This is a genomic window from Pseudomonas fluorescens (assembly GCF_902497625.1).
Taxonomy (GTDB): domain Bacteria; phylum Pseudomonadota; class Gammaproteobacteria; order Pseudomonadales; family Pseudomonadaceae; genus Aquipseudomonas; species Aquipseudomonas fluorescens_BQ.
Genome location: NZ_CABVGX010000027.1, coordinates 1 through 20844, shown reverse-complemented (window position 1 = coordinate 20844; position 20844 = coordinate 1). Strand labels below are relative to the sequence as shown.

Sequence of the window (20844 nt, the reverse complement as noted above, 5' to 3'; positions counted from 1 at the left end):
TTTTAATTTGTGGATATATTTGTTGTTGAGTTTTGTTTCTGTTGGAAGCTGTGGAAGTTGCGTTCAGTTAGAATTGATTTGAATAGTTTGGGATGTGGAAAATTCACCTGAACAACAGGTGCTACTCGTCAGCCAAGGACTTTGCCATAATCACGGCTTAATGCTCGCTTGCTTCAATCGCTTTTTTACGCAGGAAGCTTTCAATGCACGTATTGGTTTGCGAAGACGATGAGCTGATCGCCAGCGGCATCGTCGCCGGCCTTACCGCTCAGGGCCTGACGGTAGAGCATGTGGCCACAGCGTCAGCTGCACGGGCAATGCTCAAGGTCGCCGAATTTGATGTGATGGTGCTTGATCTCGGACTTCCCGATGAGGACGGACTCAGGTTGCTCCAGCAGTTGCGGCACGGTGGCCTGGAGATTCCGGTATTGATCTTGACGGCACGAGACTCTGTCACTGACCGTGTTGATGGTTTGCAGGCGGGCGCCGACGATTACTTGCTCAAGCCATTCGACCTGCGCGAACTTGCCGCGCGTCTGCATACCTTGTTGCGGCGAGTGGCAGGTCGCAGTGTCAACCTGATCGAGCATGGTCGTCTGACGTACAACCCGAGCAGCCGTGAAACCTTGCTCGGTGGTCAGCCCGTCGACCTCTCGCGGCGTGAACAATCGCTACTGCAGGCCCTGCTGCACAATCGCGGTCGGGTCCTTTCCACTGAACAGCTCAAAGACAGTGTCTACGGATTCAGCGACGAACTGGAGAGCAACGCCCTCAACGTGCACATCCATCACCTTCGGCGCAAACTCGGCAACGGCATTGTCGAAACGGTGCGCGGCCTCGGTTATCGCCTGGGGCCGGCCGACAATGGGGACGAGTCGAAGTGATGAGCCTGCGTTTGCGCTTGAGTCTGACCCTCGGCGCCGCTTTCGCGCTGATCTGGGCGTTGGCTGCGGCCTGGATGCTCAGCGATTTGCGCAATCAGATGATGTTTTCCCTTGATCAACGCTTGGTGGCTTCCGCGCGCATGGTTGCCGGGTTAATGGAGCAATTACCGGCGCTGCCGAGCAATGGTGAAGGGACTCGGGTCAGTGCCGAACAGCTGGATCTTCCGGGCGGCATGGCCTGTCAGGTCAGCTCGTTGCGGGGTGAAATTCTGGCGCGCAGCCACACCGATCCTCAACAAACCCTGGAAGCCGAGAAAATGGGCTTTCACGATCAGATGATAGACGGCGCGCCATGGCGCAGCTTCACCCTGGCTCGCGGGGATTTGCGCATCACGACTGCCGATCGGCAAATCGAGCGAGAAGCGCTCAACATGTCGATTCTGCTGGCCGCTTCGGTGCCGGTTGCTGTGGCGTTGCTGGGTTGTCTGTGCTTGCTCTGGCTTGGAATCGGGCAGGGGCTGGCCCCGCTCAATCGCATGCGTGATGCCTTGATGCGCCGCAGTGCTGACTCGCTGGAACCGCTGCAGATTCAACCGCTACCCAGTGAGCTGCAGCCTTTGCTGGACACTCAGAACCAGTTGTTTCAGCGAATCGGCAAGGCCATCGAGCGCGAACGCCGGTTGACGGGAGACGCTGCCCACGAATTACGCAGCCCGCTGACGGCGATCAAAACGCACCTGCAGGTCGCACGGATGACCGATGGCGCTGCACGTGACCAGTCGCTGGAGCGGGCCGAAGAGGGCGCCGATCGTCTGCACCGCACCCTTGAGCAATTGCTGTTGCTGGCGCGAGTAGAGGGCAGTTTGTCCTTTGATGACGGCGTGCATTGCAGCGCCGAGCAGGTGGCGAAACTGGCGATCCAGGACGCGGCAAACGGTGATCGTCAACGGATCAGGTTCCAGCCACCGTCGAAGCTGTCGGATGCTCCCGTGCAAATGCCCGCCGTGCTGTCGATTGCGGCGCTGCGCAACTTGCTGGACAACGCTCTGCGGCATACCCCGGGCGACCAGCCAGTGGAACTCAGCCTGGAAACCAGCGCAGACCGGGTGCAATTCGTGGTGCGCGATCATGGGCCGGGTATACCGGAAGATGATTTACAGCACATGACGCAACGTTTTTGGCGCAACGGCCAAAGCACCGGCTGCGGCCTGGGCCTGGCGATTGTGCAAGCGATCGTCCAGCGCTGCGGCTGCACCCTGCATTTCGACAGCCGCCCGGATGGACTGAGGGTTGAACTCAGCATGCCATTGCAACCCGTCTGACCTCTGCTCCTGCAATGATCGGTACACCTCGATATCAAAGATCACTACGATCCCTGTAGGAGCGAGCTTGCTCGCGATAGCGGTTTTACATTCAGCATAACATTGCCTGATGCACCGCTTTCGCGAGCAAGCTCTGCTCCTGCAGATCGGAGTCGCACATCAAATGTAACCTCTGTGCGGTGTATTCCTGCTGCCACCGGCGCTATTGTCGGCCTCCGCTTTTTCTCAATGGATTGAGGCAGCAGCGTCATGAACTCTCTTATTCGCATCTGCAAGGCCACCTCTGCCGACGCCGGCATCATAAGCCGTATCATCGAACGCTCCATTCGCGTCGGTTGTGCGCTCGATCATCGTAACGATCAGCACACCGTCGCCACGTGGACTCACAATAAAACCGCCGATCACATGCAAGCCTGGCTTGCCGATCCGCGGCTGTACCTGAACCTGGCCCTGCTGGAGGACAAACCAGTCGGCGTAGCGATGGCTGCGACAAGCGGCAGGATTAAGTTTTGCTATGTGCAACCGGAATGGTTCCGCCGCGGTGTTGGGCAGGCGCTGGTCAGTGATCTTGAGCGCTGGCTGGCCGATCTGGGTTTGCGCGAGGTCCGACTCAATAGCACGCGTACCAGCGAAGCCTTTTACCGTCATCTGGGTTACCTGCCTGGCACTTCTCCATTTCAGGTCGGCGGGCTCCGGGCGATTCCAATGTTCAAAGACTTGCCTGTGCCCGTGCACAAACCCGATCAAGAGCCTAAATCCTCGTTGCCCTGATGCGTTTCCAGAACAGGAAACCTTATCGAGGGGTCGAAAGATGTCAATGGCTACCAGCCTGATGGAAGATCAGTCGGCGCGGATCGCTTCGGCGCCGGTCGAAACGCTGTATCAGTTCACCGAATCGCCGTTGCTGGCGCGCCAGAGTCGCCAGGAGTCCAACGCTCGTAGCTACCCACGACGTATCCCCCTTGCGCTCAAGCGCGCCAAGGGTATTTACGTCGAAGATGTCGAGGGCCGGACATTCATAGACTGCCTGGCAGGGGCCGGGACGCTGGCATTGGGGCATAACCACCCGGTGGTGATCGAAGCGATCCGGCAAGTGCTGAACGATGGATTGCCGCTGCACACGCTCGACCTGACGACCCCGGTCAAGGATCAGTTTGTTCAGGATCTGTTCGGCTTGCTGCCACCGGAGCTGGCGGTTGAAGCGAAAATTCAGTTCTGCGGCCCCACCGGCACTGATGCGGTGGAAGCCGCGCTGAAACTGGTGCGCACCGCCACCGGACGCAGCACTGTGCTGTCATTTCAAGGGGGTTACCATGGCATGAGCCAGGGTTCACTAAGTCTGATGGGCAGCCTGGGTCCGAAGCAACCGCTGGGTGCCTTGCTCAGCAGTGGCGTGCAATTCATGCCCTATCCCTACGATTACCGCTGCCCGTTTGGTCTCGGGGGTGCGCAAGGTGTGCAGGTCAATCTGAATTATCTGGAGAACCTGTTGAATGATCCCGAAGCCGGCGTGCAGTTGCCGGCGGCGGTCATCGTTGAAGTCGTGCAGGGCGAGGGCGGGGTGATTCCGGCCGATCTCGACTGGTTGCGCGGTGTGCGGCGTATCACTGAACAGGCCGGTGTGGCGCTGATCGTCGATGAAATCCAGAGCGGTTTTGCGCGCACCGGCAAGATGTTCGCCTTCGAGCACGCCGGGATCATTCCGGACGTCGTGGTGATGTCCAAAGCCATCGGCGGCAGCCTGCCACTGGCGGTTGTCGTCTACCGCGACTGGCTCGACACCTGGCTGCCAGGCGCGCACGCCGGGACTTTTCGCGGCAACCAGATGGCCATGGCGGCCGGCTCTGCGGTGATGCGCTATCTGATTGAGCACAAGATTTGCGAACACGCCGCGGCGATGGGAGAGCGCTTGAGCGAACACCTGCGCATTCTCCAGCGCAATTTCCCGCAGTTGGGAGATATCCGTGGGCGCGGCTTGATGCTCGGTGTGGAGCTGGTCGATCCAACCGGTGCAGCGGACGTGCAAGGTCACCCCCCGATTTTCCCCCGACTCGCGCCGCTGGTGCAGCGCGAATGCCTCAAGCGTGGCTTGATTCTTGAGCTGGGCGGACGGCACGGCGGTGTGGTGCGCTTCCTGCCGCCGCTGGTCATCACCGCTGCGGAAATCGACCGGGTCGCGGAGCTTTTTGGTCGGGCGATGATGGCGGCAGTGACGAGTCTTTAAATTTTCCCAGCCGCGCAACGTTCCTTTTAAACAAAGGTTGCGCACCGCAGCGCAGCCAACCGATAACGATGGAGAATCAGCATGACTTCAGTATTCGACCGCGAGGACATCCTCTTTCAGGTTGTGGTCAACCACGAAGAACAATATTCGATCTGGCCCGACTACAAAGCCGTGCCAGAGGGATGGCGCACCGTGGGCAAAAGCGGTTTCAAAAAGGAATGCCTGGCCTACATCGAGGAGGTCTGGACGGACATGCGTCCGTTGAGCTTGCGCCTGAAGATGGGGGAGCAGGCAACGGTGGCTGTTTAATGAAATGCTAACCGACTCTTCATGCTCGCCGACACAGAGCGTGAAAAAAGCCCGCTGCACCGAGAAGGTCAGCGGGCTTTTTCATGTGCGTACGTTCTGTCACCTTGGCGATGGAACTAAGGTTACGCCCCACTCAGGCCTTTGATGACCAGATCCACGTTGCCTTCGAGTTCGGCTACCGGATCAGCCGCATCGGTACTCAATACCACCAGACGACTTCCAGACTCGGCGATCGCCGCTTTCACCGCATCAGACGGCTGCCGATGATGCAGCACGATCGCCACGTCATTGTCCTTCAGCGTTGCGACCCACTGTTTCAGCGCCTCTGGCGTCCATTCGGTATCCGGCCGTGCATCCAGCCCAGTTAACTCAAGATTGAGCCCGGCGATCAGGTAGCCGAAGTGATCGCTCAAGCTCATCACACTCAGATTGTCAGCGGCGGCCAGGCGCGCTTCGCTGTCGGCGCTGAGTTTGAGCAAACGCTGTTTCAGCGCCGCCAGGTTCGCCTCGATCGCAGGCTTGGCCTCGGGCGCCAGCCGCACCAGGTCCGCCGCCATGACGTCCGCCATGCGCCCCATATTGTTGCTGGAAAACCACGGCTGACTGTTCAGGCCGTCGACCTTGTTGTCCTGTCGCACGGCAATGCCGGGCAAGGCGCCGTCGACCGGGCGGGCGGCGTCGATTTCGACGATGCGAATGTTGCTGCGCCGGGAAAACGGATACAGCGGATCATCCGCCCACAGCGAGCGCACCCCGATCACCGCATCGGCATCGGTTGCAATTTTCGCCAGCGCTGGCGCGCCACGGCCGGTGAAATAAGCGGTCTGACGACTGCCGGGCAAGTTAGCCGGCGCGGCACGTTCGAGTTTGACGTCGGTGCCTTTGAGCAATACCTCGCCCAGGCCATAAGTGATCGGCAGTGATGCAAGCACATGCAGGGGCTTGGCGCCTTGGGCGGCGAAAGACGTATTCACCAGCCCGCATAGAGCAACGGCCAGGGCCAGTTTGCGCATTGAAAAAGTCATTTATCCAAGATTCCCTTTCAGACTGGGGACCACTCCGCGCGCGATGGCGGAGAGGGCGAAGGCGATACCGGCGACCAGGATGATGGCGGCGCCGGACGGGATTGGCAGGTCGAATACGATCGGTGCGAGGATGCCGCACAGCGTGCTCACCGTGGCGATAAGCACCGAGCACCAGAAAAAGCCCTTGAGCGACTGGCTGAGCAAACGTGCGGCCGCGGCCGGAATCACCAGCAATGCCCCCACCAGAATTGCGCCAATGACTTTCACCGCCGCCACGGTGATCAGCGTCACCAGAATCACGAACAGATAATCCAGGGTTTTCACCGCCACACCGCGCACCGCCGCCAGTTGCGGATTGAAGCTGGCGAGCATGATGCGGTTGTACAGCGGCAGCGCCAACGCCATCACCAGCGATCCGACGATGGCCAATACCAGCAGGTCGTTGCCGTTGACCGTCAGCACCGAACCGAACAGAACGTTTTCGAGGATGTGCACGTTGATCTTGCCAGCCAGAATCAGCAACAGACTCGCGCCCAGTGCCAAGGACACCGACAGGAAGACGCCAATCAATGTATCCGGCGAAAGCCCTGTGCGATTGCGCAGGTAATTCAGCAGAATCCCGAACAGCAGGCAGTAACCGAACAGGCTGCCGTAAGGTCCGGTGTAAGGCTCGCCGAGCAGAATGCCGATGGCGACGCCGGTCAATGCCGCGTGACCCACCGCCTCGGAGAAAAACGCAAAGCGCTTGACCACCACCAGCGTGCCAAGCCCGCCAAGCACCGGACCGATCAACAGCCCCGCGAGCAGGGCGTTGACGACAAATCCGTAGGCCAGCGCTTCCGGCAGATAACCGGAAGACGCCCAGCCCTGGACCATCAAACGAAAGGCTTCATAACTCATCAGGCAGCGCTCCGTGGATGGGTCGAAAACAGCGTCAGCAGACGCTCCGGGGTCAATGCCTGTTGCGGCGTCGCATCGAACAGCACCCGACGGTTCAACCCGGTGACGCGATCGGCCAGCCGCCCGACGGCTTCCAGATCGTGCTCGATCCACAGTACGGTAATGCCGCTCTGGCGCCAGTCGCCGAGCAAGCGCTCGAAGACGCGGATGCCGGCCTCGTCAAGTGCCGACATCGGTTCGTCGAGCACCAGCAATTGCGGTGCCGGGATCAACCCTTGCGCCAGTAACACGCGCTGACGCTCGCCGCCGGACAGCGCGCCCATGCGTCGTTTGCGCTTGTCCTGCATGCCGACGCGCTCCAATGCTTCCCCGATGGCCGCGGCGAAATGCTTGCTCACCCCAAGAAACGCCGGGCGCCGCTGGCACATCGCGGCCATGAAATCATCGACGGTCATCGGCAGGCCGCGATCGAATTCCAGGGCTTGCGGCACATAACCGATGGTCCCGGGTTCGCCCGGCCATTGCAGGCTCAAACGCCCTTGATGGGGCATCTGCCCGAGCAAAGTCTTGATCAGCGAACTCTTGCCGCCACCATTCGGACCCACCAGCGCATGGACGCTGCCGGGCTGAACCTTAAAGGTCACGTTGTCGAGAATCGTCGTGCGACCGAGCGTCAGGCTGATATCGGCAAAATCCAGGGTTGGGCCGGCAGTCTGGACGAGGCGCGTTTCCTGGACAGTCATGCGCCAGACTCCTGAATCGCGCGAACCACGGTGTTGAGGTTGCCGGTCATTTCCTTTTCGTATTTGTCGGCGGTGTATTCGCCGTAGGAAATGTGCGACAGCGGGTACAGCTTCACCCCGGATTCACGCTGAATGGTGTCAACATAGCTGGACGGAAAGTCCATCTCGGAGAAAATCACTTTCACGTCCAGTTCGCGCAGTTGATCGATGGTTTTCTTCAACTGGCTCGGGCTCGGCTCGATACCGTGGGCGGGTTCGACCACGGCCGTCACTTCCAGGCCGAATTCGCGCAGCAGGTAGTCATACGCCGCATGCACAGTGGCCACGCGCAACTCGGCATTCGGCGCTTGGGTCAGTTTTGCCAGGGCATCGGCGCGCATCGTGCGCAGGCGCTTGCCGTAAGCGCGGGCGTTCTGGGTGTAGGTCTTGGCGTTCGCCGGATCGAGCTTGCCGAGTTCCCGGGCAATGTTATTGACCTGGGCAATGGAAGCGCTGATCGACAGGAACGTGTGCGGGTTCACAACTTTGCCGGCCCCGCGAGCAGCGACACCGGTGGCCGCCAGCAACGGCACATTTTCGTTGGCTTCGATCACGGCGATATTCGGCGTTTCGCTGGCGGCGATCATGCGGTCGGCGAAATCGTCATGGCCGACGCCATTGAGCACAACTACATCGAGCCCACCAATGCGCTTGATGTCTTCTGCGCGGGGTTCGTAGGCGTGCGGGTTGAAGCCGGCCGGAATCAGCGGCACCACTTCGGCCTTGTCGCCGACGATGTTCGCCACATAACTGTAATAAGGGTGCAGCGTGATGCCAATGCGCAAGCGCTTGGCCTCGTCGGCGCTGAGCATGGGGCTGAGCAGACAAGCGAGCAGGCCGGCGAGTAGCAGGCGCACGAAGGAGCGTTGAGATGAACTAGGCATGGGAAAGCGGTCTTCTCTCGGAGGAAGGCGAGGGTTCAGTGCCGATGCTGGCGGGTCACACCGGCATCGAATTGCGCGACGATCTGCTGCCATCCAGCGCTCTCCAGCGCGGCGTCAGTGAGGTCGGCCGGCGCTGCGAGGGCTTTGCCGCGATTGAGCCAGACGTCTGGCGCATCGTCTGCAGCAGTCAGGCGCATCAGAAACGAGCCTGCCACATCCGGCGCCTGGCTCTGGCCGAAATAGGCCTTGGCTTCGAGCAATTGCCAGACATGGCCGCCGCGGCTGACCGAGCTCGCGTCCTGGGCGAACGGCGCGAAGCCTTCATCAGCGAGGGCTGCTGGGGGCGGCAGGGCTTGTTGTTCCTGACGCAACAGGTGGATCTCGTCCAGCGTCACCCGCAGGTCGGCGTAGATTCCCTGCTCGGAGGCGCTCAAGTCGCGGCGCGCATCGAGTTGATGGCTGGTGACGCTGCTGACCTCCTGCTTTTCTGCGCGCCAGGCGACCACAGTGCCAGCCACGGCGAGGATCATCAGGCACAACAGCAGCACGTAAAGGGTTTCATGGCCGGCCCCGGCCGGGCGTACAACTTGCGTGGTTGGGGTACTCATGGTGCCTGAATGTCCGCCTGGTCGATCTCTACGACGTGACCGGGGCCGGCATCGAACAGCACGTAAAACTCGGCGCCGGGTTTTTTGAAGGTCACTTTGGAGTCAGCCCCGAGCTTGCCCGGCACCAGAATGGTTTCGTCATAACCGATCACGTCCAGGGTCACGCCCGGTGCGCCGCTGCCGTCGGAGAAACCGCCGGTGCATTCGATCTGCTCGGCGTCGACGGCTTTGCATTCGCACATCGGATTGTGCGCCAGGGCGCTGGCACTGAAGCCGGCGCAAAGCATCAACAGCGCGACATTGCGGCGCATAAATAAGTTGATCATGGTTTGCCTCCTTGTTTGCTCAGCCACGCGAGGGTAGCGGGGGATGCCTGACTCAAAGGGATCGACGCTTGATGCATGCTGCCGTCCCAGCCTTCCATCGTGATCCACAGTTCGGCGTCAGCCTTGGTCTTTTGCGGGATAGGCAACATGGCACCCATGCGATGCGGGGTGCCGAAGAAGATCACCCCGGCGGCGCGCAGGCTGCGTGGTTTGCCGATGCGCAGGTAGGTCGCTTTGACGTGTTCGCGGCAGCTGTCGCACAGGGCCGCGTTGAAACTTTTCATGTAACCGGCCGCATCCAGTCGCGGCGCCTCATTGCGAAATTCAGCCAGACGCACGCTCCACGGACCCACTTTGACTTCACCGATTTCCCGCTCGCCGAGGCCGGCGTCACCGCGAAACAGTGCCGCGTCGGCAAAATATTTGGGCATGAAACCCAGCGGAATCAGCAGCAGTAGAATGTTGATGTGAAAACGCCATTTATGCCAGAAACGGCTCAACGCCGAGGCCGGTTTTTCTGCAACGAACAGGCTCATTGGCTCACCTCCGTGGTTTCGCGACTGGTCGCAGGGACCGTATCGCTGCGCGTTTGCCTGCCGGTGCGTTTAAGCGCATTTGCAGTGGCCAAGGCAGTTCGCTTGGTCCAGATCAGCAGCCCGCTGAGCACCATCATGGACATGATCAGGCCGAAGAAAAACCAGATCAGCTTGATCCACAGACCGCCAAAATCGCCGGTGTGCAGAGGACGCATGGACTCGGTCACCAGCTCCAGGCCCGAGCGGTCCTTGAGGAGGCGAGTCGCGGCAATTTCGCCGGTGTAAGGGTTGATGTCGGCGGTCTGATACATCAGCGGGTACCAACTGCGTCCACCTACCGAAAGGTAGCTGTAGGCATTGGCCGGAAGGCTGATAAAGCTGTCTTCGAGCCCCGGAATCCGCTGCTTGGCCTGCTGAATCGCGGCTTCCATGCTGATCATCGGGGCTGGTGAGCCGTCGGCCGTGAGCGGCACGCTTTCACGTGGAACCACGAGTGCGACTGGTGCGGTTGAGATCGAAATCTGATTGTCGAACATGAACGCCCGGATCAGGAACCACACGCTGGTGATGGAAATGATCGCGATGAACCAGATCGACCAGATCCCGCTGAGTCGATGAAAATCGCCCCAGAAAATCCGTGCGCCATGGCGAAACCGCAAGGTCGGCCGGAAAAAGCCTTTCCAGAAACGCTTGTAGACCACCAGGCCTGTGACCAGTGAAGCCAGCAATGGCAGGCTCAGAAACGACACCAGGTACCAGCCCCAGCTGAATCCGTTGGTGAAAGGGACCAGCCACCAGCCATGCAATGCGCGGGTAAAGGCCTTGAAATCGAATGGCGGAGCAGCGCCCTGAATCACCCCGGTATACGGGTTGACGTACACCGTGACGTTGCGGCCATCGGGGTAGCTGACGTTGACGTCGAGGGCGAAGTGCGATTCGTCGGGGCGGTTGATTTCTTCCACCAGCGTGTCCGGTTCGGCCTTTTTTATTGCTGCGATGATCTGGTCATAATTTAGCAGCGGCGCGTCGTCGGAGGGCTGGCTGGCGCGCATCTGCGGATTGGCCAGCCAGACGATCTCCTGACTGATCACGGCCAGAGTGCCTGTGACACAGACGATCAGGACGAAAAACCAGATGGGCAATGCCAGCCAGCTGTGCACAAGAAACCAGAGTTTGGAGCGGGATTTCTTCGACATGATTAAGGTCTTGTATCGATGAGAGGGCCTTGGCTGCGGGCTTCCCAGCGTGGGGTCCATGAAAAGTACGGTCGTGGCTTTTGCCTACGCGAACCGACTGCATCTATATAAGACGAATGAGAATCAAAAATCCCGAACATGTTTATGAAAGAAAATGTTTCTTGTTCGCGGCACGGGTTCTGAGCAAGCTTGCTCGCGACCGCGGTGGATCAGCCAACATCTCTGTGCGCTGAACCGCTATCGCGACCAAGCATGCACCGAAAAACCAGTGTTAATCCAAAGCATTCAACCCTGCTGAAACATCTCCTTCGCACGCTGCTCGATCTGCTCCTGGGTCAGGTCCTCCTTGTGCGTCGCCAGAAACCACAGATGCCCATAAGGATCCCTCAAGGTTCCCGACCGGTCGCCATAGAACTGATCCTTCACCTCGGACACCACGGTAGCGCCAGCGTCGACGGCCTGATTGTAGAACTTGTCGACATCGCTGACATATAAATGGAGCCCCACTGACGGTGACGAGTCCGGGTTGCTCAAAGGTCCTTGATCACACGGCGTGCCCAGCATGATGGCGCTGTCGCCAATACGCAGTTCTGCATGGCCGATGCTGCCATCGGGCATGGCCAGGCGCATGACCTCGGTCGCGCCAAAGGCTTTTTTGTAAAAGTCGATGGCCTCTGCGGCTTTCTGAATCCCCAGATAGGGGGTGATGCTGTGATAACCCTCAGGAATGGGTTTGACGCTCATGACGGCTCTCCCTTTGTGAACAGAGGGAAATCGGTTGCTCCGACTTCCAGCCGGATAACTATAGGTCAGACCCCCTGGGTCGATCCGGGGCCCGACGAGCAGCAGATCCTCTGAAGAGATCGTTGAAATAATCCCTTGACCTTAACTTAACTGGAGGTTTTACCCTGCTGGCCTTCGCATCGTCAGATTCGGGCTATAAGCAGGAGGACTATTCATGCAGGCATTCGAGAAAAATCGCAGCTTCACTCAGCTCATCGAATTCCAGGTCGAACCCCATCGGTACCAGGCGCTCGTGTTGGCGCTGTCGGCCCAGACTGAGCACCTGGCGCAGGCTTACGCCGGGTTCCTCAGTGCGAGCATCCAGGTCAGCGTCGACGGCAGCCGGGTCCTGAATTACCTGCACTGGCAATCGCGCGAGGCGGGGGAGGCCGCATTCCGCCGTTTTGAACGCGGCGAGGAGGATTTGTGGCAAGCGATCCATACGCACCGGGCCAGAACAGTGACCTTCGGCTCGTACCAAGTGCTGCACAGTCTGGAGCGCAGCACCGACAACGCGTTGCATTGCAACCTGGTGGGCTAGATCAAGGCCGGCTGGTGGGCGCTTGGAGTCAATGGCCGTGTCAAGGCATTAGCCAAACTCAATAGCGACTATCGAAAGCGTTGATTTCTGCTCGTCCCGGTGCCCGAGTAGCCTGTGTTCATTGCCCCGAACCCGGACTCCAGGACGCCGAAAATGAACACATTCCTCGCCACCAGCCTCATCCTTGCCATTTCCGTTCTCAGCGGATGCGCCACTCACGTTTCGCCGGAGTTGCGCCCGTACACCGCCGATGAAACCCGCCAGCTGGCGCTTGAATCCTTGAACCGTCGCGGCTTGTCCTTCGACGAATACCACATGAAGAAAGCCGCACTGCTGGGCGAACCACAAAAATCGTTCACCTTTGATAAACAAGGTGAAATGAACGCGGAACGTGCCGTACAACTTCACGGTCGTCCAAGCTGAGCGACTGTACTGCTCGAAGTTTCACGCAACTGTCCGTGGGTTTCTCACCAGGCGTGCGATAGGGTCGTTACCTGACTGACCTTGATGGACTGCCACCCATGACACTCTCTCTCGATTTGCTGCTCGGTTTCGCTTTGTTCGCCCTGGTCACTTCGATCACTCCCGGCCCCAATAACACCATGTTGCTGGCATCGGGCGTGAACTTTGGCTTCCATCGCACCATTCCTCATATGCTAGGTATCACCTGCGGCTTCTTCGTGCTCGTCGTGGCAGTGGGCTTTGGTTTGGGAGCGGTGTTTCAAACCTATCCGCTTCTCTACACGGTATTGCGATACGTGGGGGCCGCTTATCTGTTGTACCTGGCGTGGAAGATTGCACACTCGGGGCCTGTGTCCGACGCAGAGCGGGGCGACGCCAAACCGATCAGCTATCTTGGGGCGGCGGCATTTCAATGGGTCAATCCCAAGGCCTGGATCATGGCCATCGGCGCCATCAGCACCTACACGCCGATGCAGGGTTACTTTACCAATGTGATCGTGATTGCTGCCGTCTTTGCACTGATCAACCTGCCCAGCGTGAGTGTCTGGGCGGCTTGCGGCACGCTGTTGCGCAACGTCTTGAAGGACCGGCGCTGGTTGCGGCTGTTCAATTGGGGGATGGCGACGCTGCTGGTGATTTCGCTGTATCCGTTGTTGCTTGAAAGCTTTAGCTAACGCATTGCTTCAACCGGTTGGCCGATGCCTGTTAAGCTCGACTTCAGGAGCGTTCCTACGCACTTTTCACTGAAGTCGTACTTTTTTAACGCATCCGATCAGGTATTGCTGTGTGCTCTTTCCAGCCGCTGATCCCGGAACAAGCTCTGCGAGTCTCTCATGAACAATCGTCCATTGTATTTCGACTACGCCGCCACCACACCGGTGGATGAGCGGGTCATCCAGGTCATGCTCGAGTGTCTGGGTTTTTCCGGCAATTTCGGCAACCCGGCGTCCAGTTCCCATGCGTTCGGCCAGCAGGCCCGGCAAACGGTTGAGCAGGCGCGTCAACAAGTGGCAGAGCTGGTCGGTGCTCAGGCGCAGCAGATTGTCTGGACGTCCGGGGCCACCGAATCCAACAATCTTGCGCTCAAGGGCGTGGCCCAGGCTCGTGCGGCTGGCGGCGGTCACATCATCACCAGCCAGATTGAACACAAGGCCATTCTCGATACGGCCAGCCAATTGCAGGAAGCCGGCGTTTCAGTCACTTACCTGATACCGGACGCGGACGGCTTGATCACCGCCCAGGCAGTCAGCGATGCCCTGCGTGAGGACACTTTTCTGGTGTCGCTGATGCTGGTCAACAATGAGTTGGGGACCGTGAATGACATTGCAGCGATCGGCGATACCGTCCGCGCGCACGATGCGCTGTTCCATGTGGACGCGGCGCAAGGCGCAGGCAAAGTCGCCATCGACCTGGCTCGTTTGCCGGTAGACCTGATGTCTTTTTCGGCACACAAGATTTATGGCCCCAAAGGAATCGGTGCATTGTATGTCGGCCCGCGTGCGCAGCAGCGCTTGCAGGCGCAGATTCATGGCGGCGGGCACGAAGGCGGCTTGCGTTCAGGCACGTTGGCGACGCATCAGATTGCCGGCATGGGCGCAGCCTTCGCCCTGGCGGCGCAAGTATTCGAGCAAGAGCATGCCGCGATAGAGCGTCTGCGCGAGCGTTTGCTTGAGCCACTGCTGAGCCTGCCAGGGGTTCGACTGAATGGCTGCGCAACCCGGCGCATTCCTCACACGCTGAGCCTGACCTTCAATGAAGGCGAATTCAGCTCCGCCGCTTTAAGCAATACAATCGCGTTTTCCGCGACCTCGGCCTGCAATTCCGCGAGTAACACGCCTTCTCATGTATTGCTGGCGTTGGGACATGATGCTCGCTCGGCAGGTCGTACCATCCGCCTGAGCCTTGGCCGATTTACCACCGAGCAAGACATCGACCAGGCGATCCACCTGATTAAATCATCTTGCGCCAGTGCCCCGGCATTCTGGGCGACGGGCCCTTAAAGCGCCGACGTGGATCGGCACTTAACAATAATATGCAGTAATGAGCAGGAGATACGATGATTACGCAGCCTTCGATCCACGGATCGGTGCCCGAGCGCCTGGCGCAGACCCGCGAACTGATGAGCCGGGAGGGCATTCATGCACTGCTGGTGCCGTCGGCCGATCCACACCTTTCCGAATACCTGCCGGGATACTGGCAAGGACGACAATGGCTGTCGGGTTTTCACGGCTCTGTCGGCACGTTGATCGTTACGGCGGACTTCGCCGGCGTCTGGGCGGACAGCCGTTACTGGGAGCAGGCGAGCAAAGAACTCAATGGCAGCGGCATCGAACTGGTGAAGTTACAGCCGGGCCAACCTGGTCCCCTGGACTGGCTGGCCGAGCAGACGCCTGAAAAGGGCGTCGTCGCGGTAGATGGTGCGGTGATGGCCGTGGCGTCAGCGCGTACGCTTGGCGACAAACTTGAAGCCCGTGGCGCTCGACTACGCACCGATATCGATTTGTTGAGTGAAGTCTGGAGCGATCGCCCAAGCCTGCCCAACGAGCCGATCTATCAGCACCTGCCGCCCCAGGCAACCATCAGCCGTGTGGAAAAACTGAGCAAGCTGCGCGAAGCCTTGAAAGCGCGCGGTGCCGATTGGCATTTTATTGCAACCCTGGATGACATCGCCTGGCTGTTCAATCTGCGCGGCGCCGATGTGTCCTTCAATCCGGTATTTGTTTCATTCGCCTTGATCAGCCAGAACCAGGCCACCTTGTTTGTGGCGTTGAGCAAGGTCAGCGCCGAGTTGCGTGGCATCCTTGAAGAGGACGGCGTCACCCTGCGCGATTACAACGAAGTCGCCGATGCCTTGCGCACGGTGCCAAGTGGCTCGAGCCTGCAAGTCGACCCGGCGCGAGTAACGGCGGGCTTGCTGGACAATCTTGACAGTGGTGTTGCGCTGATTGAAGGCCTGAACCCCACCACATTGGCGAAATCGCAAAAAAGTCTGGCCGATGCCGAGCACATTCGCAAAGCCATGGAGCAGGACGGCGCAGCACTTTGCGAATTTTTCGCTTGGCTGGAGTCGGCGTGGGGACGTGAACGCATCACTGAGCTGACCATCGATGAGCACCTGACCGCAGCGCGCATGCGTCGGCCGGATTATGTGTCGCTTAGCTTCAATACCATCGCCGCGTTTAACGCCAATGGTGCGATGCCGCATTACCACGCCACCGAAGAAGAGCATGCGGTGATCGAAGGGGACGGTCTGTTGCTGATCGACTCCGGCGGTCAATACCTGGGTGGCACTACCGACATCACGCGGATGGTGGCGGTCGGTACGCCAACCGAGGAGCAGAAACGCGACTGCACGCGGGTGTTGAAAGGCGTGATCGCCCTGTCTCGGGCGCAATTTCCTCGCGGCATTCTCTCGCCGTTGCTGGATGCAATTGCAAGGGCGCCGATCTGGGCGGAAAGTGTCGACTACGGTCATGGCACCGGGCACGGCGTCGGCTACTTCCTGAACGTGCACGAAGGCCCGCAGGTCATCGCCTACCAAGCCGCCGCCGCACCGCAAACGGCGATGCAACCGGGGATGATCACGTCCATTGAACCGGGCACCTATCGGCCGGGTCGCTGGGGTGTGCGAATCGAAAACCTGGTATTGAACCGCGAAGCGGGCAGTAGCGAGTTCGGTGAATTCCTCAAGTTCGAAACCCTGACGTTGTGCCCGATCGACACGCGTTGCCTGGAGCCTTCGCTGCTGACGCTGGAGGAGAAACAGTGGTTCAACGCTTACCACGCCGAAGTCCGCCAGCGCCTTAGTCCGTTGCTCGACGGTGCAGCGCTCGAGTGGTTGAATGCGCGAACCGTCGCGATCTGAATGAATGAGTCAGGCGCTATTGGCAGCGCCTGACTCATCCTTTATGGCATCGACTTTACCGTAAGGCTTCGATGACAAAGTCCAGCCGATCCTGGCCAAAGAACAGCTGATTCCCGACAAACATGCTCGGCGCACCGAAAACGCCCCGCTGCACGGCTCGCTCGGTATTTTCCTTGAGTGCGGCTTTGACTTCCTCGTCTGCGGTCAGGGCCAGCACTTCAACAGGATCGAAGCCGTTGTCGGAGAGCAACTTGGCCACGGTCGACGGATCGTCAAGGCCTAGACCTTGCATCCAAAGCGCCTCAAACAAACAGTCCACAAACGCCTGAAATCTTTCGGGGTGGCGCACTTGCATGCCCGTGACTGCTCGCATCAGCAACAGCGTATTGATGGGAAAGTGCGGATTGAATTTCAGCGGCACGCCGTAGCGTCTGGCGAAGCGGTCCAGATCTTGGAACATGTAGCGACCCTTTGCCGGGATAGTCGCTGGCGAAGAGTTGCCGGTGGCTTTGAAAACACCGCCCAGCAGGATCGGAACGTAAACCAGCCGAGCGTTTGCCTGTGAGCATATTGTCGGCAGCTGGGTATAGGCCAGATAGGTGGCGGGGCTGCCAAGGTCGAAGTAGAACTCAACGGTTTTGCTCATGGTCGATACGCACTCATCATTGTTTTTGGACGGTTTACCAGCGCTCGTTCCAGGGACGCAGGTCAAGCTCGAAAGTCCAGGCGTCACGCGGTTGGCTGTGCAGGTACCAGTAATTCTCAGCGATGTGCGCAGGATTCAGGATGCCGTCCTGATCCTTGGTCGCGTACTTTTCCGGAAAGCTCTCGCGGATGAAGTCAGTGTCGATGGCACCATCGACCACCACATGAGCCACATGAATGTTCATCGGTCCTAATTCTCGCGCCATGCTCTGAGCCAGAGCGCGGATGCCATGCTTGGCACCGGCAAACGCTGCGAAGCCTGCGGCACCGCGCAAGCCAGCGGTAGCACCGGTGAAAAGGATCGTGCCGCGTTGACGCGTGGCCATGCGTATGGCCACTTCCCGGGCGTTGAGAAAGCCGGAAAAACAGGCCATTTCCCAGATCTTGAAGTATTTGCGCGCAGTTTCTTCAAGAATGCTGCAGGGAACATTGGCACCGATATTAAAAACGAAGGCTTCGATCGGACCTACCTCACTCTCGATCTTCTCGATCAGGGCAACCACGTCCTCTTCCTTGCGAGCATCACAGGCGAAGCCGTGAGCTTCACCGCCATCGGCGTCGATCGAATCTACCAATGGTTGCAGTTTGTCGGCGCTGCGCCGCGTTACGCAGGCAGTAAATCCTTCCTTTGCGAAGCGTTTGGCGATGGCACCGCCAGTGGCATCACCCGCGCCGACAACCAGTACGACCTTCTTGTTATTCATGCATAGGCCCTTTACTAAACGATCGTTAACTGAACGAACGTTATGCTATGATTCGGCGGGCGTCAAGGCGATCAAACCTGAGGGCAAGTCATGCGTTACTCGGCCAGTCACAAGCAGGAAACCAAAGAGAAGCTAATCGACAGCAGTGCGGTACTGGCCAAGAAGGCGGGCTTCTCGACCGTCGGTGTCGATGCTTTGATGAAGGCAATCGGCCTCAGCGGCGGGGCGTTCTACAATCACTTCTCGTCAAAGGATGAGCTCTTCGCATCCATTGTCGAGCGTGAGCTTTGCCAAAGCCTGGACCGGCTGGGTGCAGACCAGGATCGCGAGCGGCTGCAGCGCTGTCTAAAGCATTATCTGAGCATGGCCCACGTCGAGCACCCGGAGTCCGGGTGCGCGCTACCGGCATTGGGCGCAGAAATCGCTCGTTCCGAGGGTGTGGCGCGTCAGCAGGCAGAGCACTGGATATGCCAGTTGCACAAGCGTTGGGCCAAAACATTGGAGAGTGACAGTCTGGCATGGGCCATCCTGTCGCAGTGCATCGGTGCGCTGGTCGTGGCACGGATGTTGGTCACCCCGGACGTTCAACGCGCGGTGCTCAAGAGCAGTTACGGAGAAATTGAACGCCAGATGGCCAGTTCTCGTACGGTATAGCCTATTTGCAGATGACGATCATGCTGCGACTGGTATAGCCGGCCGGGTTGAGACCGAATGGATAATCGCCGGGTTCCTCCACACCGTCCCCTGATTTGGCAATGACCTTGTAGCCCTTCGGTGCGCAGGAATTGGCTGCGCTGGTGTAACACTTGCTCCAGGCCGAGGACAGGCCTGAACAGTTGATATGCAAACCTTTCTTGCCGCGCTTGACTTGGGTTTGCGATGTTGCCGCGCAGCCCGCAATTGCGAGTATGGCGATCAGTATCAAAATTCGTTTCATTACTATCCTTAAAGCGTCCCCGGATCTTCACGCCCGGGTCTGGCCGTATTCGCTCGCGCGTAAAACATTCCAATCCCTGTCTTTGAATATCCATGCCCAACAATGGTGACGGGTTAAACATGGCCTAAATGCGCGGCAAATACCAGACCTGCGTCATATCCGATATCAATCTGCCGCTACTGCCGGTCTGGCGGCATTTCCCATTGTCATGGTTGCACCGACTGATGCGAGAATTATGCACAGGATGGCCATCCACTGTGAAAAAGTCAGGTACTCCTGGAGGAAGAGCAAGCCGGACAGCGCGCCAATGGCCGGTTCAACACTCATCAGCGTGCCGAATGTTCGGGTTGGCAGCCGAGTGAGCGCCACCATCTCCAGGGTGTAGGGGAGAGCAGTCGACAATAGCGCGACGCCGATGGCAACGGGAATCAACGAAGGCGTAAGCAATGCGGCCCCTGCGTGGACGATGCCGATGGGCGCAACGACCAAGGCGGCGATCATGACGCCTAAAGCAGCGGTTTGAACGCCATTATCGGCGCCCGCTTTCTGACCGAATAATATGTAGAGGGCCCAACAGACGCCGGCGCCTAGCGCATAACCGGCGCCCACCAGATCGATGCCGGCAGTCGTCGCGCCCGTAGGTATCAGAAGCAGTAAACCGAAAGCGGCCAAAGCAATCCATAAAAAGTCGATGGCCCGCCGCGACGCATAAATGGCGACGGCCAGAGGGCCGGTGAACTCAAGTGCGACAGCAATGCCCAGTGGAACCGTGCGCAAGGACATATAGAAGAGGAAATTCATGCCGCCCAACGCAATCCCGTAGACGATGACGGTGCGCAACGACTGGGCGTTAAGCTTTGCCCGCCACGGTCTTAGCAATACAAGCATGATCAGGCTGGCGAAAATCAGCCGCAGGGTGGTCGTACCCTGCGCGCCGACTACTGGAAACATGGTTTTCGCCAGCGAGGCGCCCGACTGGATTGATGCCATGGCTATTAATAGAAGGCCAACCGAGTAAAGCGTGGAGGCAAGGCTGCGGGGCGTGTTGTTCATTGCAAAGCATCATCCTGGGCAGGGGGGGACTCAAGATGAGCAATATACTGCGCATTATGGTCGCCTGCACCTCTATATAGGAAACCATTTGAAATTGTTGGCGGAAAATCGAAATCAGGGGTTGACGGCAGATTCTGGAAGTCTATAATTCGCCCCACTTCCGGCGTAGTCGAAACGGAAAACTCCTTGGTAAACAAAGAGTTACGCAGTTTTCGACAGCGAGCATGCTTCAGATCATCGAAGCCTGGAAGGAGTTGGAAGGGCGGTGTTGTTTGGCTCTTTTAACGATTCGATCTTCTCGGTCGAAAGCGGAGAAAAAGAGGTGTTGACAGCAGCGAGTAACGCTGTAGAATTCGCCTCCCGCTAACGAGAGATCGGAAGCGCAAGTGGTTGAAGTTGTTAAGGATTCCCAAGCGAAACTTTGAAAACTTCTTAAATAACCGCTTGACAGAAACAAGGAGCGCTGTAGAATGCGCGCCTCGGTTGAGACGAAAGATCTTAACCAACCGCTCTTTAACAACTGAATCAAGCAATTCGTGTGGGTGCTTGTGGAGTCAGACTGATAGTCAACAAGATTATCAGCATCACAAGTTACTCCGCGAGAAATCAAAGATGTAACCAACGATTGCTGAGCCAAGTTTAGGGTTTCTTAAAAACCCAAAGATGTTTGAACTGAAGAGTTTGATCATGGCTCAGATTGAACGCTGGCGGCAGGCCTAACACATGCAAGTCGAGCGGCAGCACGGGTACTTGTACCTGGTGGCGAGCGGCGGACGGGTGAGTAATGCCTAGGAATCT

General features: G+C 58.6%; 24 protein-coding genes and 1 rRNA gene. 12 read left to right on the top strand and 13 right to left on the bottom strand.

Going from position 1 to position 20844, the window contains the following annotated elements:
- The first annotated feature begins 203 nt into the window (after positions 1–203).
- The 5 genes from F8N12_RS17165 to F8N12_RS17145 all read left to right on the top strand — a co-directional run bounded on the left by F8N12_RS17165 (position 204) and on the right by F8N12_RS17145 (position 4739).
- Positions 204–884 carry a response regulator gene (locus F8N12_RS17165; protein WP_150581519.1) on the top strand — a complete coding sequence of 227 codons (681 nt, stop codon included), beginning with the start codon at positions 204–206 and terminating at the stop codon, positions 882–884.
- Entirely contained in the window at positions 881–2206 is a 1326-nt protein-coding gene (locus F8N12_RS17160) for an ATP-binding protein (protein WP_150581518.1), read from the top strand. The genes F8N12_RS17165 and F8N12_RS17160 overlap by 4 nt, the downstream gene beginning before the upstream one ends.
- A gap of 249 nt (positions 2207–2455) precedes the next feature.
- Complete coding sequence (locus tag F8N12_RS17155) at positions 2456–2977, top strand: GNAT family N-acetyltransferase (RefSeq protein WP_150581517.1); 522 nt, start codon at positions 2456–2458, stop codon at positions 2975–2977.
- Positions 2978–3017: 40 nt separating this feature from the next.
- Positions 3018–4430: an aspartate aminotransferase family protein gene (locus F8N12_RS17150; protein ID WP_150581516.1), complete on the top strand. Its 1413-nt coding sequence runs from the start codon at positions 3018–3020 to the stop codon at positions 4428–4430.
- Positions 4431–4511: 81 nt separating this feature from the next.
- A complete protein-coding gene (locus F8N12_RS17145; protein ID WP_150581515.1) occupies positions 4512–4739 on the top strand; it encodes an MbtH family protein in 228 nt (75 codons plus the stop codon).
- A 122-nt stretch (positions 4740–4861) separates the two neighbouring features.
- On the opposite strand, the gene F8N12_RS17140 is transcribed toward F8N12_RS17145, so the two are convergent.
- The 9 genes from F8N12_RS17140 to F8N12_RS17100 form a co-directional block, all read right to left on the bottom strand.
- Entirely contained in the window at positions 4862–5764 is a 903-nt protein-coding gene (locus F8N12_RS17140; RefSeq protein WP_150581514.1) for a metal ABC transporter substrate-binding protein, read from the bottom strand.
- Positions 5765–6664: a metal ABC transporter permease gene (locus tag F8N12_RS17135; RefSeq protein WP_150581513.1), complete on the bottom strand. Its 900-nt coding sequence runs from the start codon at positions 6662–6664 to the stop codon at positions 5765–5767. It lies immediately after the preceding gene.
- On the bottom strand, positions 6664–7407 hold the full coding sequence (locus F8N12_RS17130; protein ID WP_150581512.1) for a metal ABC transporter ATP-binding protein: 744 nt from the start codon (positions 7405–7407) through the stop codon (positions 6664–6666). The genes F8N12_RS17135 and F8N12_RS17130 overlap by 1 nt, the downstream gene beginning before the upstream one ends.
- Positions 7404–8330, bottom strand: a complete 927-nt coding sequence (locus F8N12_RS17125; protein WP_150581511.1) for a metal ABC transporter substrate-binding protein — start codon at positions 8328–8330, stop codon at positions 7404–7406. Before F8N12_RS17125 ends, F8N12_RS17130 begins: the two co-directional genes overlap by 4 nt.
- A gap of 35 nt (positions 8331–8365) precedes the next feature.
- The gene (locus F8N12_RS17120) at positions 8366–8938 is read right to left on the bottom strand and encodes a DUF6162 family protein (RefSeq protein WP_150581510.1); all 573 of its coding nucleotides are present in this window, start codon (positions 8936–8938) and stop codon (positions 8366–8368) included.
- A complete protein-coding gene (locus tag F8N12_RS17115; RefSeq protein WP_150581509.1) occupies positions 8935–9264 on the bottom strand; it encodes a hypothetical protein in 330 nt (109 codons plus the stop codon). Before F8N12_RS17115 ends, F8N12_RS17120 begins: the two co-directional genes overlap by 4 nt.
- Positions 9261–9800: a thiamine pyrophosphate-binding protein gene (locus tag F8N12_RS17110; protein ID WP_150581508.1), complete on the bottom strand. Its 540-nt coding sequence runs from the start codon at positions 9798–9800 to the stop codon at positions 9261–9263. The genes F8N12_RS17115 and F8N12_RS17110 overlap by 4 nt, the downstream gene beginning before the upstream one ends.
- Complete coding sequence (locus tag F8N12_RS17105) at positions 9797–10996, bottom strand: PepSY-associated TM helix domain-containing protein (protein ID WP_150581507.1); 1200 nt, start codon at positions 10994–10996, stop codon at positions 9797–9799. The genes F8N12_RS17110 and F8N12_RS17105 overlap by 4 nt, the downstream gene beginning before the upstream one ends.
- Positions 10997–11281: 285 nt before the next feature.
- A complete protein-coding gene (locus F8N12_RS17100; RefSeq protein ID WP_150581506.1) occupies positions 11282–11740 on the bottom strand; it encodes a VOC family protein in 459 nt (152 codons plus the stop codon).
- A gap of 214 nt (positions 11741–11954) precedes the next feature.
- Here F8N12_RS17100 and F8N12_RS17095 point away from each other — a divergent pair, with 214 nt between their 5' ends.
- From F8N12_RS17095 to F8N12_RS17075, 5 genes are all read left to right on the top strand, one after another.
- On the top strand, positions 11955–12320 hold the full coding sequence (locus tag F8N12_RS17095; protein ID WP_150581505.1) for an antibiotic biosynthesis monooxygenase: 366 nt from the start codon (positions 11955–11957) through the stop codon (positions 12318–12320).
- Positions 12321–12473: 153 nt separating this feature from the next.
- Complete coding sequence (locus tag F8N12_RS17090; protein ID WP_150581504.1) at positions 12474–12743, top strand: hypothetical protein; 270 nt, start codon at positions 12474–12476, stop codon at positions 12741–12743.
- 98 nt (positions 12744–12841) lie between these two features.
- Positions 12842–13456, top strand: a complete 615-nt coding sequence (locus F8N12_RS17085) for a LysE family translocator (RefSeq protein WP_028620737.1) — start codon at positions 12842–12844, stop codon at positions 13454–13456.
- A 159-nt stretch (positions 13457–13615) separates the two neighbouring features.
- Positions 13616–14782, top strand: a complete 1167-nt coding sequence (locus tag F8N12_RS17080) for an aminotransferase class V-fold PLP-dependent enzyme (protein WP_150581503.1) — start codon at positions 13616–13618, stop codon at positions 14780–14782.
- Between the two features lie 56 nt (positions 14783–14838).
- Positions 14839–16647: an aminopeptidase P family protein gene (locus tag F8N12_RS17075; RefSeq protein ID WP_150581502.1), complete on the top strand. Its 1809-nt coding sequence runs from the start codon at positions 14839–14841 to the stop codon at positions 16645–16647.
- A gap of 55 nt (positions 16648–16702) precedes the next feature.
- On the opposite strand, the gene F8N12_RS17070 is transcribed toward F8N12_RS17075, so the two are convergent.
- Positions 16703–17293, bottom strand: coding sequence for a 2-hydroxychromene-2-carboxylate isomerase (locus tag F8N12_RS17070; protein WP_150581501.1), 591 nt, complete (start codon positions 17291–17293; stop codon positions 16703–16705).
- 34 nt (positions 17294–17327) lie between these two features.
- Complete coding sequence (locus tag F8N12_RS17065) at positions 17328–18056, bottom strand: SDR family oxidoreductase (protein WP_150581500.1); 729 nt, start codon at positions 18054–18056, stop codon at positions 17328–17330.
- A gap of 90 nt (positions 18057–18146) precedes the next feature.
- Here F8N12_RS17065 and F8N12_RS17060 point away from each other — a divergent pair, with 90 nt between their 5' ends.
- The gene (locus tag F8N12_RS17060) at positions 18147–18710 is read left to right on the top strand and encodes a TetR/AcrR family transcriptional regulator (protein ID WP_150581499.1); all 564 of its coding nucleotides are present in this window, start codon (positions 18147–18149) and stop codon (positions 18708–18710) included.
- Between the two features lies 1 nt (position 18711).
- Here F8N12_RS17060 and F8N12_RS17055 read toward each other — a convergent pair whose 3' ends face one another.
- Complete coding sequence (locus tag F8N12_RS17055) at positions 18712–18993, bottom strand: hypothetical protein (RefSeq protein ID WP_150581498.1); 282 nt, start codon at positions 18991–18993, stop codon at positions 18712–18714.
- Between the two features lie 165 nt (positions 18994–19158).
- Positions 19159–20046 (bottom strand): threonine/homoserine exporter RhtA, encoded by an 888-nt coding sequence (gene rhtA, locus F8N12_RS17050; RefSeq protein WP_150581497.1) that lies wholly within the window; start codon positions 20044–20046, stop codon positions 19159–19161.
- A gap of 669 nt (positions 20047–20715) precedes the next feature.
- Between rhtA and F8N12_RS17040 the strand changes: the two genes are divergently transcribed.
- Positions 20716–20844, top strand: a 16S ribosomal RNA gene (locus F8N12_RS17040); the annotation flags it as partial.

Coding starts and splice junctions, on each gene's coding strand:
- F8N12_RS17165 (WP_150581519.1), top strand. CDS start 204: ATGCACGTATTGGTTTGCGAAGACGATGAGCTGATCGCCAGCGGCATC.
- F8N12_RS17155 (WP_150581517.1), top strand. CDS start 2,456: ATGAACTCTCTTATTCGCATCTGCAAGGCCACCTCTGCCGACGCCGGC.
- F8N12_RS17150 (WP_150581516.1), top strand. CDS start 3,018: ATGTCAATGGCTACCAGCCTGATGGAAGATCAGTCGGCGCGGATCGCT.
- F8N12_RS17145 (WP_150581515.1), top strand. CDS start 4,512: ATGACTTCAGTATTCGACCGCGAGGACATCCTCTTTCAGGTTGTGGTC.
- F8N12_RS17140 (WP_150581514.1), bottom strand. CDS start 5,764: ATGACTTTTTCAATGCGCAAACTGGCCCTGGCCGTTGCTCTATGCGGG.
- F8N12_RS17135 (WP_150581513.1), bottom strand. CDS start 6,664: ATGAGTTATGAAGCCTTTCGTTTGATGGTCCAGGGCTGGGCGTCTTCC.
- F8N12_RS17130 (WP_150581512.1), bottom strand. CDS start 7,407: ATGACTGTCCAGGAAACGCGCCTCGTCCAGACTGCCGGCCCAACCCTG.
- F8N12_RS17125 (WP_150581511.1), bottom strand. CDS start 8,330: ATGCCTAGTTCATCTCAACGCTCCTTCGTGCGCCTGCTACTCGCCGGC.
- F8N12_RS17120 (WP_150581510.1), bottom strand. CDS start 8,938: ATGAGTACCCCAACCACGCAAGTTGTACGCCCGGCCGGGGCCGGCCAT.
- F8N12_RS17115 (WP_150581509.1), bottom strand. CDS start 9,264: ATGATCAACTTATTTATGCGCCGCAATGTCGCGCTGTTGATGCTTTGC.
- F8N12_RS17110 (WP_150581508.1), bottom strand. CDS start 9,800: ATGAGCCTGTTCGTTGCAGAAAAACCGGCCTCGGCGTTGAGCCGTTTC.
- F8N12_RS17105 (WP_150581507.1), bottom strand. CDS start 10,996: ATGTCGAAGAAATCCCGCTCCAAACTCTGGTTTCTTGTGCACAGCTGG.
- F8N12_RS17100 (WP_150581506.1), bottom strand. CDS start 11,740: ATGAGCGTCAAACCCATTCCTGAGGGTTATCACAGCATCACCCCCTAT.
- F8N12_RS17095 (WP_150581505.1), top strand. CDS start 11,955: ATGCAGGCATTCGAGAAAAATCGCAGCTTCACTCAGCTCATCGAATTC.
- F8N12_RS17090 (WP_150581504.1), top strand. CDS start 12,474: ATGAACACATTCCTCGCCACCAGCCTCATCCTTGCCATTTCCGTTCTC.
- F8N12_RS17085 (WP_028620737.1), top strand. CDS start 12,842: ATGACACTCTCTCTCGATTTGCTGCTCGGTTTCGCTTTGTTCGCCCTG.
- F8N12_RS17080 (WP_150581503.1), top strand. CDS start 13,616: ATGAACAATCGTCCATTGTATTTCGACTACGCCGCCACCACACCGGTG.
- F8N12_RS17075 (WP_150581502.1), top strand. CDS start 14,839: ATGATTACGCAGCCTTCGATCCACGGATCGGTGCCCGAGCGCCTGGCG.
- F8N12_RS17070 (WP_150581501.1), bottom strand. CDS start 17,293: ATGAGCAAAACCGTTGAGTTCTACTTCGACCTTGGCAGCCCCGCCACC.
- F8N12_RS17065 (WP_150581500.1), bottom strand. CDS start 18,056: ATGAATAACAAGAAGGTCGTACTGGTTGTCGGCGCGGGTGATGCCACT.
- F8N12_RS17060 (WP_150581499.1), top strand. CDS start 18,147: ATGCGTTACTCGGCCAGTCACAAGCAGGAAACCAAAGAGAAGCTAATC.
- F8N12_RS17055 (WP_150581498.1), bottom strand. CDS start 18,993: ATGAAACGAATTTTGATACTGATCGCCATACTCGCAATTGCGGGCTGC.
- rhtA (WP_150581497.1), bottom strand. CDS start 20,046: ATGAACAACACGCCCCGCAGCCTTGCCTCCACGCTTTACTCGGTTGGC.